Annotated in this window: 13 protein-coding genes; 1 reads left to right on the top strand and 12 read right to left on the bottom strand. The window is 66.2% G+C overall.

The features are described 5' to 3' along the window. The 12 genes from panD to hpt form a co-directional block, all read right to left on the bottom strand. The gene (gene panD, locus J3S28_RS03330) at positions 1-426 is read right to left on the bottom strand and encodes an aspartate 1-decarboxylase (protein ID WP_207837513.1); all 426 of its coding nucleotides are present in this window, start codon (positions 424-426) and stop codon (positions 1-3) included. Continuing rightward, complete coding sequence (panC, locus tag J3S28_RS03325) at positions 423-1340, bottom strand: pantoate--beta-alanine ligase (protein ID WP_207837510.1); 918 nt, start codon at positions 1338-1340, stop codon at positions 423-425. Before panC ends, panD begins: the two co-directional genes overlap by 4 nt. Beyond that, a complete protein-coding gene (locus tag J3S28_RS03320; protein ID WP_207837507.1) occupies positions 1340-2227 on the bottom strand; it encodes a Rossmann-like and DUF2520 domain-containing protein in 888 nt (295 codons plus the stop codon). Before J3S28_RS03320 ends, panC begins: the two co-directional genes overlap by 1 nt. A gap of 135 nt (positions 2228-2362) precedes the next feature. Further along, positions 2363-3532 (bottom strand): DUF6779 domain-containing protein, encoded by a 1170-nt coding sequence (locus J3S28_RS03315; protein ID WP_207837505.1) that lies wholly within the window; start codon positions 3530-3532, stop codon positions 2363-2365. A 111-nt stretch (positions 3533-3643) separates the two neighbouring features. After that, positions 3644-4144 (bottom strand): DUF3180 domain-containing protein, encoded by a 501-nt coding sequence (locus J3S28_RS03310; RefSeq protein ID WP_237340936.1) that lies wholly within the window; start codon positions 4142-4144, stop codon positions 3644-3646. Then, positions 4141-4674 carry a 2-amino-4-hydroxy-6-hydroxymethyldihydropteridine diphosphokinase gene (gene folK, locus J3S28_RS03305; protein ID WP_207837503.1) on the bottom strand — a complete coding sequence of 178 codons (534 nt, stop codon included), beginning with the start codon at positions 4672-4674 and terminating at the stop codon, positions 4141-4143. The genes J3S28_RS03310 and folK overlap by 4 nt, the downstream gene beginning before the upstream one ends. Further along, the gene (gene folB, locus J3S28_RS03300) at positions 4671-5045 is read right to left on the bottom strand and encodes a dihydroneopterin aldolase (RefSeq protein WP_207837501.1); all 375 of its coding nucleotides are present in this window, start codon (positions 5043-5045) and stop codon (positions 4671-4673) included. The genes folK and folB overlap by 4 nt, the downstream gene beginning before the upstream one ends. After that, on the bottom strand, positions 5038-5931 hold the full coding sequence (gene folP / locus J3S28_RS03295) for a dihydropteroate synthase (RefSeq protein WP_443735573.1): 894 nt from the start codon (positions 5929-5931) through the stop codon (positions 5038-5040). The genes folB and folP overlap by 8 nt, the downstream gene beginning before the upstream one ends. Positions 5932-5956: 25 nt before the next feature. Then, positions 5957-6559 (bottom strand): GTP cyclohydrolase I FolE, encoded by a 603-nt coding sequence (gene folE / locus J3S28_RS03290; protein ID WP_207837499.1) that lies wholly within the window; start codon positions 6557-6559, stop codon positions 5957-5959. Further along, the gene (gene ftsH, locus J3S28_RS03285; protein WP_207837496.1) at positions 6556-8940 is read right to left on the bottom strand and encodes an ATP-dependent zinc metalloprotease FtsH; all 2385 of its coding nucleotides are present in this window, start codon (positions 8938-8940) and stop codon (positions 6556-6558) included. Before ftsH ends, folE begins: the two co-directional genes overlap by 4 nt. A 212-nt stretch (positions 8941-9152) precedes the next feature. After that, the gene (locus tag J3S28_RS03280; protein ID WP_207837494.1) at positions 9153-10514 is read right to left on the bottom strand and encodes an amidase; all 1362 of its coding nucleotides are present in this window, start codon (positions 10512-10514) and stop codon (positions 9153-9155) included. An 11-nt stretch (positions 10515-10525) separates the two neighbouring features. Next, positions 10526-11089, bottom strand: a complete 564-nt coding sequence (gene hpt, locus J3S28_RS03275) for a hypoxanthine phosphoribosyltransferase (protein ID WP_084837317.1) — start codon at positions 11087-11089, stop codon at positions 10526-10528. A 286-nt stretch (positions 11090-11375) separates the two neighbouring features. On the opposite strand from hpt, the gene J3S28_RS03270 reads away from it, so the two are divergent. Next, positions 11376-12023, top strand: a complete 648-nt coding sequence (locus J3S28_RS03270; RefSeq protein ID WP_207837491.1) for a DUF8020 domain-containing protein — start codon at positions 11376-11378, stop codon at positions 12021-12023. Positions 12024-12028: the final 5 nt, after the last annotated feature.

The raw sequence follows: 12028 nt of genomic DNA, 5'->3' as shown, positions 1-12028 counted from the left end.
TCAGGCCGTACTGCCCGAGAGTTCTCTCGGGTCCCGCAGATCGGTACCCTCGGGCGCGTGCGCGGGGTCGGCGCCGAGTTCGACGATCCTGTTCAGCTCGTCGACGAACACCACGCGGGGCTGATACCGCTTCACCTCGTCTTCGTTCAGGCCGCCGTACGCGATCAGGATCACGAGATCTCCGGGATGTACCAGATGCGCCGCGGCGCCGTTGATCCCGATGACGCCGGAGCCGCGCGGGCCGGCGATCACGTACGTCTCGAGGCGGGCTCCGTTCGTGATGTCGACGATCGAGACCTGCTCCCCCTCGATCAAGCCGGCCGCGTCGAGCAGATCGGTGTCGACCGTCACCGAGCCCACATAGTGCAAGTCGGCCTGTGTCACCGTCGCGCGGTGGATCTTCGATGTCATCATGGTGCGGATCATGGTGTGTTCTCTCCTCTTCCAAGAAACCCGGTGCCGATGGCGACGCCGACGTTGTCGATGAGCCGGGTGGCGCCGATTCTGGCGGCGACCAGCAACCTGCCGTCGCCCCGTTCGGGTGGAGGCTGCAGACCCGTTCCGCGCAGTTCGAGATAGTCGACCTCGACCTCTGGGTGGTGAGCCAGCACCGAACGCGCGGTGTCGAGGATGGCCGCCTCGCCGCCTGCGGCTGCATGGGCACCCGCCACCAGGGCCGCCGACAACGAGGTCGCCAGCTCACGCTGGGTGGGGTCGAGATAGCGGTTACGCGACGACATCGCGAGCCCGTCGGACTCGCGCACCGTCGGCACGCCGACGATCTGCACGTCCAGATCGAGATCGGTGACCATCTGCCGGATCAACACCAACTGCTGGTAGTCCTTCTCCCCGAAGTATGCCGCCATCGGCGCCGCGATGTTCAGCAGTTTGAGCACCACGGTGAGCATTCCAGCGAAATGCGTTGGCCGCGAACCACCTTCGAGTTCGCTCCCCAGCGGTCCGGGATGCACGGTGGTACGCGGCCCGGTGGGATACATGTCGGAGACCCCGGGGGCGAACACTAATTCGACACCGGCCCTGCGCAGCAGGTCGCAGTCCTTCTTGAACGTGCGCGGGTAGGCGTCGAGGTCCTCGCCGGCACCGAACTGCAGGGGATTGACGAAGATCGAGACGATGACGACCGCGTCGCCCTTCCCTCTTGCTGCCCTGACGAGTTCGAGATGCCCGTCGTGCAAGGCACCCATCGTCGGCACCAACACCACGCGCTTACCGGTCGAACGCAGTGCCCGGCTGATCTTGTTCAGCACCGCCGGATCCCGGTGGACTGTCAGTTGTCCTGCTGTATAGGGCTTCTCAGCGGTCACATCACTCCTGGTCATCAGCTGCCCTCGAGCAGTTCGATCATGTCGGCCGGCGGATCGGTGTATGAGGCCGCGCGCCTGGCCATGGCCCGATAACCCTGCGCGATGCCCTCATCGGTGGCAGACAGGGCCGAGAGATGCCGCGCGACCGCAGCGGTGTCACCGCGCATCACCGGGCCGGTCAAGGCTTTGGGGCCCGACCGCAACGTGTTGTCCAGCGCCGCGACGAGGATGGGCCCCAGCACTCGCTCTGCACTGACGTCCTGCCCGTCGAGCACCGTTCGCAAGGCCGCCGCAGCGTCGCTGACCAGGGCCACCAGGTGATTGGCGCCGTGCGCGACGGCGGCGTGGTAGAGCGTCCGGTCGCTCTCGCGGATGTGGACGGGTTCTGCCCCCATCTCCAGCACCAGGGACTGCCCGATCGCCAGTCCGATGTCGTCGGCGGCAGTGATCCCGAAACAACACGTGCGCAGGCGATCGGTGTCTTCTTCCGAGCCGATGAAGGTCATCGCCGGGTGCAGAGCCAGCGGCAGGGCCCCCAGTTCGGTCAGCGGATCGAGGACACGCACCCCGAGCGCGCCGGCGGTGTGGGCGACGATCGTGCCGGGCCGCACCGCGCCGGACGCGGCGAGGTCGGCGATCACCGTTACCAGCCGGTCATCGGGAACCGCGAGGATCAGCAGTTCACAACGCGCCGCGACCTCGATGGGGCGCAGGATCTCGAACTCTGGGAGTCGGCGCCGCGCACGGTCGCGGGATTGGACAGACTCGGCAGAGACAGCACCGACCACATGGTCGGCACGCTCGAGCGCCTGACCGATCGTGGTCCCCACTCGACCCGCAGACACGATGCCCACCGTCAGGCGGGCAGGCGCGGGCCAATTGGTAATCCCCGTCGAGGTCACCGTCGTCCTCCATTCGTTCCAGTCCCACTGATGTCTCAGTTGCGGGTACCAGACGTTCCCAGCGAGGATAGAACCAGCACGAGCCGAATCGCCAATGCGTGTGACCGGCCTCACCCGATGACGGGTGTTGTGGTGTCAGTCGCGACGACGCCGACGACCGCCGCTGGGGGCCGAGGACTCGAATCCCGTCAGGAGTTCCGACACCGAGCGACCGGAGGCGTGTGCTCCGGGCAGTTCGGGGAAGTCGTCGGCATCGTCGGCGAGCAGCGCATCGGGTATGCCGCCGGCAGGAGGTGCGGCGACCTCCCACTCATCGGTCGGGGTCTCGTCCACGAATGCCGGTACCGGCTGCTCGTCGGCGGTCTGTTCGTCGGTGGGAGTCTGGGCGCGGTGCCGGGTGCCACCGGAGTGCCGCCCTGCCGCGGAGCCCACGGTGGTCTCGTCGACAGCGGCCACGGGCACCCGGAGGGGTTCTGGTTGCGCCGCGCTGTCTTCGACCAGCTCCGGGTCGAGCGGCTGCGGAACGTCGGGTTCCGAGCCGTAGGCCTCGGGGTCGAAGGGCGGGTCGTAGGACACCGGGGCGGCAGGCGGATCCGCGGGCTCTGCCGGCAGCGGGTCGTCATCGGTGACGACGGGGATGACCTCTGTCAGATCGTTCCGGTCGCCGCGCTCGGACTGATCCGATGGTGGCGCCGTGGAGGCGAAGTCGCGTTCTGCGACCGTCCCGTCGTCGGGGACCAGCGGCGCACTTCCGAAAGAGGGTTCGGAATAAGCGAACCCGCTCGTGTGCCGATCGGAGTCTCCGCCACCGAAGCCGGTGTGCCGCGAGCGATGCTCGAGCTCGGGCAGGCGTTCACGTACCAGCGCGATCCGCTCGTCGGGCAGCTCACCGAGCAATTGCTCCAGACTTGCCCGCAGCGATGCGAGTTCGGACTTGAGGGCCCGCAGTTCTTCGCCGGCCTCGGCACCGACTTCCTTGCGGATCTGTGATTCGACACCGAGTTCGTATTGCCTGCGAGCGGTGATCTCACGTTCGAGTTGCAGCTCGTACACCAATCGCAGATCGCGGGCCTTCGCCTCGGAGGAGTCGGCCTGCCTGCGGTACTTGGTCACGAGAATCGCGCCGATGACGGCCGCCCAGAGTGCGGTGATCACCGCGAGCGACCCGGCGATACTCATCTCCGAGGTGATGATCATGAAGACACTGGAACCCAGTGCGAACAGCAGGAGCACGCCGAGCAGCCACTGTCCGGGACCACGACGGGCTCTTCTGGCATCAGCCGATCGGCCAGCGGAGGTGGTCATTGGGCAAACATACCGTTCGAGATCGCCTCGATTCGCCAACTCACGCGGCAAGTCCCGTCATAGTCGCGCGATCCCTGTCGTTTTGCCCCGATCTCTTGTCGTTTCGGTCGGTCATGTCGCCAGGTCGTCCGACGGATCGTCGGGCGTGCGGCAGCAGTATTCGAGCCACAACGCCGCAGCCGTCAGCAACACACCGCCGATCACACCGATGATCGCGCCGGGACGGTCATGCTCTGCCGCGGCGAGATCGCCCTGTCTGGTCAGCAGATACACCAGCGTGCCGGCCCACACACCGGTGGCGATGGCACCGAGGATCGCCGACGCCTTGGCCAGAGCCAGTACCCGGGCGGCGGTCAACGGGTGCAATTGGCCGTGGTGGGAACCGACCTGCCTGTCCGTGACCCGAGACCGGACCACAAACGCGATGACAACCTCAAGGGCGGCAAGCACATACAGAACGATCCCGGCGAGTAGGGGGAGTGGCGGCAGGGACCCGTAACTGATCCGGACCACGAGGAAGACGACCACCGCGATCACCGCGGCCAGGATCGTCAGGTCCCGGACACGAGTGGGACCCATCGCATTGTCGTTCTCGGGCGGGTCGCCTCTCATCGCAGCTCGCTGCTGGTGATGACAAGCCGATCGTCGGTGCGGGTGACGCCGTCGCGCTCCGACGTCGGCAGCGCAGCAAGCAACTTCGCCACCGACACCCGGGACCCGGCATGCCACAAGGTGGCGTCGGCGTCGGCGTCGAGCCACGGGACGAGTACAAAAGCACGTTCGGCGGCGCGCGGGTGCGGCAAGGTCAGCACCGGATCATCCGAGACGACTTCGCCGTCGTCGTGCGGCACCGAGATCACGTCCACGTCGAGAGTCCTTGGGCCCCAGCGCTGCACGCGTTCGCGATCGGCCTGCTGCTCCAATTTCTGCCCGGCCTCGAGCCATTGCCCGGCATCACGCTGCGCATCGTCGACGATCAGGACGGCGTTGAGGAAGTCCTGTTGCTCCACACCACCCCAGGGCGGGGTCGAGTACACCCCGGACGCGGCGACCACGGTGGTCCCGAGGCCGTCGCACACCGACTGCAGATGGGCCAGCCGGTCTCCGATGTTGGAGCCGATGGACAACACCGCCCGACTCACTGCGCGCCCTTGCGCGAGCGGCGTGCCACCACCGCCACGTCATCGAACGCCAGATCGATTGGTGCCGAGGGCTTGTGCAGGGTCACCTCGCAGGCCAAGACCTGTTCGGTCTCGAGCATCACCCGGTCCGCGATCTCGGCAGCCACCGTCTCGATGAGATTGCGCGGGGTCCCGGCGACGATGTCGTGCGCCAGGTGAGCCAGCGCCCCATAGTCGACGGTGTCGGCGAGATCGTCGGTGGCAGCCGCGGTCCGCGAATCCACCCACAGGATGACATCGACGACGAAGTCCTGACCGTCCTGCCTCTCGTGATCAAAAACGCCGTGGTTGCCCCGAACCTTCAACCCGCGCAATTCGATTCGATCAGCCATCATGTCCCTTCGCATCTACGACCCGGTACCGTGGCCGCGTTCGGTCCGCCTGCGCCGGCCGAGCGGCGCCCGCCGCCCAGGCATCGGCAACCGCCACCGCGTCCCGGCTCGCGGCAACGTCGTGCACGCGCACACCCCAGGCCCCGTTCGCGGCAGCCAGCGCGCTGAGCGCAGCCGTCGCGATCTCTCGACCGTCAGGAGGGCGGGGTTCACCATCGGCACCGGCGAGAAGTGACCCGAGGAAACGCTTCCGCGAGGCGCCCACCAGCACCGGGAACCCGAGACCGACCAGAGTCGGCAGCGCGTGCAGTAGAGCCCAATTGTGTTCGGCGGTCTTGGCAAAACCCAGCCCCGGATCCAGGATCAGGGCCTCCGGGTCCACCCCCGCACTCGTGGCTGCGTCGACCTGCGCCAGCAGTTCACCGCTCACCTCCGCGACCACGTCGCGATAACCGCCCTTCTCACCGCGGTGATGGGTGAACGAGGGATCGGACGGGCGCCAATGCATCAGGATCCACGGGATCCGGGCATTCGCCACGACCCTGGCCATGTCCGCATCACTGCGGCCACCCGACACGTCGTTGACGATCGCCGCGCCGGCCTCGATCGCCCGCTCGGCCACCACGGCGCGCATGGTGTCGACCGATGTCGCGATACCGCGGGCGGAGAGCCCTTCGATGACCGGCGCGACCCTGGCGATCTCGAGATCGGGGTCGACGCGCTGGGCCCCCGGCCTGGTCGACTCGCCACCGACGTCGATGATGTCGGCACCGCCGGCCGCGAGCGCGATACCGTGGGCGATGGCAGCGTCGGCGTCGAGATACCGTCCGCCGTCGGAGAACGAGTCCGCGGTCACGTTCACGACACCCATGATGACCGTGCTCATGTCGTCAGCCCCTCCCCTACGGAAATCAACTCCGTCGAGAGATCAAATCCAGGGCTTCACCGCGTGAGACCGCGCTGGTCTTGAACTGCCCGCGAACCGCGGAGGTCGTGGTGGACGCGCCGGGCTTGCGGATGCCTCGCATCGCCATGCAGAGATGCTCCGCCTCGATCACCACGATCACGCCGCGAGGATCGAGTTTGCGGACGAGCGCATCGGCGATCTGCGTGGTCAGCCGTTCCTGGACCTGGGGTCGGCGCGCGTACAGATCGACGACGCGGGCCAGCTTGGACAGCCCGGTCACCTGTCCGCTGGCGCCCGGGATGTACCCGACGTGCGCGACCCCGTGGAACGAGACCAGATGGTGCTCACAGGTGGAGTACATCGGAATGTCCTTCACGAGCACCAACTCGTCGTGACCGACGTCGAAGGTGGTCGCGAGGACCTCGTCCGGGTCCGAATGCAGTCCGCCGAACATTTCCTGATACGCCCTGGCCACGCGAGCCGGGGTTTCTTTGAGCCCGTCGCGATCAGGATCCTCCCCGACCGCGATGAGCAGCTCGCGCACAGCACGCTCGGCACGATCGGCGTCGAAGGGATTGATGGCGGTCAGGTTTTCGCGAGACGTCAATGTCCGTTCTGTCCGTTCGAGGGCGGCTGGCCGTTGTGACCATCATGACCGTCGTTGTGATGGCCATTCGTCGGTGGCTGCCCATAGGGACTACCGGGCTGACCGTAGGGGTTGGTCGGCGGCTGTCCACCGTTCTGATAGCCACCGTTCTGGTAGCCGCCGTTCTGATGGCCGCCGTTCTGGTAGCCACCATTCTGGACAGCACCGTTCTGGGGCGCGCCATTGCTGCCGGCTCCGTTGGGCCCACCCCCGGTGGGAGGCCACCCGGGCGCCGACCAGCCCGCGGGAGCGCCGTAGTCGGGTCGGGTTCCGCCCGGTGCGCCGCCCTGTTGCGGTGTCCCTTGATGCTGCGGATACGGGGTCTGGGGCGGGTATTGCTGTCCCGGCAACTCGCCGGGTCCCGGCTGCGCATGCGGACCGACCTTGGCGAGCTCCGGCGACCGCGGCGGCTCGGGTGGCCATGGCTCGCCCCGCTCCTTCGCCAGCTCGCCCGGGGTCTTCACCGGAGGCTTGTCGCTGGGGGTGCGCTCGCCGAACTCGTTGAACGTGGTGATCCGCGGACGCTTCTCCACCTTGTCGAAGATCTTCTCGAGATCCTTACGCGTCAGGGTCTCGCGTTCGAGCAACTGGGTGGCCAGGACATCGAGGATGTCGCGGTACTCGGTCAGGATCGCCCATGCCTCGGTGTGCGCGGCCTCGATCAGTCGGCGCACCTCGTCGTCGATTTCCCCGGCGATCTCGGCCGAGTAGTCCGAGTGCGCTCCCATCGAGCGGCCGAGGAACGGGTCGCCTTGTTCCTGGCCGTAGCGAACAGCACCGAGGCGCGCGCTCATGCCGTACTCGGTGACCATCGCCCGAGCGATCTTGGTCGCCTGGTCGATGTCGGAGGAGGCGCCGGTGGTTGGCTCGTGGAAGACCAGTTCTTCGGCGGCACGGCCACCCATGGCCATCACCAGGCGAGCGATCATCTCCGAGCGGGTCATCAGATCTTTGTCCTGCTCGGGGACTGCCAGCGCATGACCGCCGGTACGTCCACGAGCCAAGATCGTGACCTTGTAGATGGGGTCGAGATCGGGCATCGCCCACGCGGCGAGCGTGTGCCCACCCTCGTGATAGGCGACGATCTTCTTCTCGTGCTCGCTGATGATCCGGCTCTTGCGGCGCGGACCACCCACCACGCGGTCGACGGACTCCTCGAGGAGTTCGGCGGTGATGGAGGTGCGGTTCTCGCGGGCCGCGAGGAGAGCGGCTTCGTTGATGACGTTGGCAAGGTCCGCTCCGGACATGCCCGGGGTGCGCTTGGCCAGACCGTCGAGGTCGGCGTCGGCGTCGATGGGCTTGCCCTGCGCGTGGACGTTCAGTATCGCCTTACGGCCTGCGATGTCGGGGTTGCCGACCGGGATCTGCCGGTCGAAACGGCCCGGGCGCAGCAGCGCGGGGTCGAGGATGTCGGGGCGGTTGGTCGCTGCGATGAGGATGACACCCGAACGCTCACCGAAGCCGTCCATCTCGACGAGGAGCTGGTTGAGGGTCTGCTCGCGCTCGTCGTGACCACCACCGAGGCCGGCACCGCGCTGGCGACCGACGGCGTCGATCTCGTCGACGAAGATGATGCAAGGACTGTTCTTCTTGGCCTGCTCGAACATGTCGCGCACACGCGAGGCACCCACACCGACGAACATCTCGACGAAATCCGAGCCGGAGATGGTGAAGAACGGCACTCCGGCCTCGCCGGCCACAGCGCGGGCCAGCAGGGTCTTACCCGTACCGGGAGGACCGAACAGCAGGACGCCCTTGGGGATCTTGGCGCCGAGGGCCTGGTAGCGGGCGGGGTTCTGCAGGAAGTCCTTGATCTCGAAGAGTTCTTCCACAGCCTCGTCCGCGCCTGCGACGTCCGCGAAGGTGGTGGACGGCATGTCCTTGTTGAGCTCTTTCGCCTTGGACTTGCCGAAGCCCATGACCCCGCCCTTGCCACCACCCTGCATCCGGCTCATCACGAAGAAGAACAGTCCGAAGAGCAGGATTAGCGGCAGGATGAAGATCAGCATCTGCATCAGGAACGACTCTTTGTTGACGTTCGTCTGATAGACGGCTCCCGAGGCGTCCACACGATCGAAGACCTCTTCGGTGGTCTGCGCCGGGTACTTCGAGGAGATCTTCTTGTCGCCGTTGACGGCGTCTTTCAACGTCATCCGGAGCGTCTGCTCACGGTCGTCGATCTGCACCTCGTCGACGTTCTTGATGTTGAGCTGGGTCATCGCCACCGAGGTGTCGACGGCCTTGTAGTCACGGTTGCCGTCGCGGAGCACGGTCCAACCCCAGATCGCCAGCACGATTACGGCGACGATCGCCAGGTTGCGAAAGACAGTCTTGCGGTTCATTGAGGTGTGTCAGCCGATCCCGACGGCCACACTGTGGCCCTCGCTGTGATCTCGGCGCGTCCTTCCAGTCGGGATGTCTGAATCATCAGGCTACCCGTCAACGATTCGTCGTGGTCGAGCGTTCCCTCCCGGCAGAATTTAGACTTCGCTCACTTTCCTGCGCCCTGCTCGTGGAACTTCACGAGCAAAGCGCAGTTCTGTGAGCAGGAGGCTCAGTAACCGGGCGCGACTCTTTGCCACGGACGGGCGACCTCGAGCTGCGCGGCGAGCTTCAACAACAGCGCTTCCGACCCGGGCCGGCCGGCGAACTGCACCGCCAGCGGCGTTCGAGAGACGGGATGGACGCCGAATGGGACCGACATCGCGGGCCAGCCGAGCAGATTGAACAGTCCGGCGTACGGCGCGTAGTTGACGTTGGCCCAGATGTTCGACGCCCAACCCTTGGCGCTCCACCGCGCGGCCTTCAAGGGCGGGGCGGCCAGAGTCGGAGTGAGCAGCAGATCAGCCTTGTTGCGATCGAGATAGGCGAGCACCTTCTGCTCCACCGTGCTCACCTGCACGTCGTGGACCAGATCGAATCGGCTGACGGCCCGGCCCAGAGCCGTGTGGGTCTTGCTGCGCCGCTGCAGTTTGGCGAGGTCACCGCCTGCTTCGGCGATGCTGTCCGCATCCGCCGCCGCGCCCGCGAACCATCGGAACAGCAACGGAGCCGGATTGGTCGGGTACGGCAGGTCTGCGTGCGGGACGCGGTGTCCCAGGTTCGCCAGCACCCCGCTACAACTGGCCTGCGCCTGGGCCCAGTGTTTGTCGGCCTTGCCCACCGCCAGCGGGAAGTTTTCTGCGACAACGATTCTCAGATTTCCGGGATCGGCGTCGGCACCGGCGCGCGCCAGCTCGAGATCGTCGGCCATCACACCCAGCATCAGCGCTGCGTCGGCGACGGTGGTCGCCAGCGGCCCGTTCTCGCTCATGTTGAACCAGCCGTTGCCGCCGAACTCCGACGGCACCACACCCAAGCCGGGTTTGATCCCGAACAGACCACAATCTGCGGCGGGGATCCGGATCGAGCCGAGACCATCGTTCCCGTGGGCCAGCACCACCTGGCCGCTGGCGACCGCTGCCGCCGATCCACCGGACGACCCACCAGGGGTTCGCTGCTCGTTCCAGGGGTTTCGTGTGGTGACGGCCGGGTTGTCCGTGGTGCCCCACATACACATCTCCGGGACCGCGGTCAGGCCGACCACCACCGCACCGGCGGCGCGCAATCGGCGAACAACGGTGTGATCGCTGAGCTGGGGCGCCCGCGACGTCGCTTCGGATCCGATCGTCATCGGTTCGCCGGCGACGGGGACGTTGTCCTTGATGGCGACCGGCACACCTGCCAGCGGCAGCTTCGCCAGATCCGGATGGGCGGTGAGGAGCTCCGCCTCGGCAACCGCCTTGTCCTCACGGACCTTTACAAAGGCCCCGATCGCACCGTCACGCTGTGCGATCCGTTCCAGCGATTCCCTGGTCACCGCAACCGGATCCAGTTGCCCGGCGCGTACTCTCGTGGCGATCTCGACGGCGGTCACAGTGCGTGCCCTCAGTCCGTGTAGACCTGCGGGTGCAGCCGGCCGACGTACGGCAGGTCGCGATACCGCTCCGCGTAGTCGAGGCCGTATCCCACGACGAACTCGTTGGGGATGTCGAAGCCGACGTCCTTCACCTGCACATCGACGCGGATCGCGTCCGGTTTGCGCAGCAGGGTGCACACCTCGAGCGACCGTGGGTGCCGCGTCCGCAGGTTCTTGATCAACCAGGACAAGGTGAGACCCGAGTCGATGATGTCTTCGACGATGACGACGTCGCGGTCGTGGATGTCGCGATCGAGGTCCTTGAGGATCCGGACCACACCCGACGAAGACGTCGACGACCCATACGAGCTCACCGCCATGAATTCCAGCTGCGACGGGATGGGCAGGGCCCGCGCGAAGTCCGTCATGAACATCACCGCACCCTTGAGAACTCCGATCAGCACCAGGTCGTCGGGAGCGTCGCGATATCGCTCCCCCACGGTCTGCGCGAGTTCAGCGATCCGTGCCGAGATCTGCTCCTCGGTGACCACAATCGCTTCTATGTCGTTGCCATATGGGTCGCGCTGCTGCATCACGCACCTCATCATGCCTCAACCCCATCGACGGGCACCGCGTGGATGCGCCGTCTGATCCATCGACCGAATGAAGTTATTGGAAAAGTATGAGCTTGAAGGTCAATTCTGTTTTACTGATCTGGCTTGAGACGCAGGCAGTACACGCACAGTTCCACGGGCCGAATCCAGACGCAGTTCGGGGCGATCGACCAACCAGGTCGAACGAGGCGGAAAGACCGGATCGGGGCGCGTGGGGGGAAGACACGAACCGGGTAGATGAGCGCCCACGAACTCAGGGATACGAATGAAAATCAGAACCGGATTGATCGCGATCTTCGCCACTGCGGCGACGGTCGCAGGCCTTGTGACAGCGGCACCGGCGAATGCTGCGCCACCATCAGCCGACATCGGTTACACCGCAGACGTCGTGGGCGACCACGTCGTCTTCGAAACTGACCTCGGATCCCTCCGCACGTCGGGCAACCAGTTCGAGATCGTCGATGCCGCGGGCAACGTCGCTGCCTCGATCCCGCTGCTCTACAACCTCGAAGACCAGCAGTTCCCCATCATCGCCGACATCACCGGCAACACTGCGACCCTGACCCCGGTTCGCGACGCGGCCAGCGCAACCAAGGTCGATGTCAGCGACAGCATCCGCAAGCAGGTCGCGGACGGTCCCCGGACGCGGGAAGAGCGAGATCTGCAGGCCCTGCAGACCCTTGGAACCTACGTGAGCGTGGCTGTCACCGTAGGCGGTCTCATCGGGACGATCATCGGAGCCGGAATCGGGTGTGTCGTTAGCCTTCCGTTGTGCCTCCCGGGCCTCGTGACCGGCGCCGGAATCGGCGGGGTCGTCGGAACGATCGTGGCCGGTGGGCCAACGCTCGTCGGAGCCGCGATCCAGTACTTCAACACCATCAGCTCGCCGTTCGTTCCCCCGAAGGCGAGCTGAGGCAG

It is taken from the genome of Williamsia soli (assembly GCF_017377795.1).
Lineage (GTDB): Bacteria > Actinomycetota > Actinomycetes > Mycobacteriales > Mycobacteriaceae > Williamsia > Williamsia soli.
This window is presented reverse-complemented; position numbering and strand designations above follow the sequence as displayed.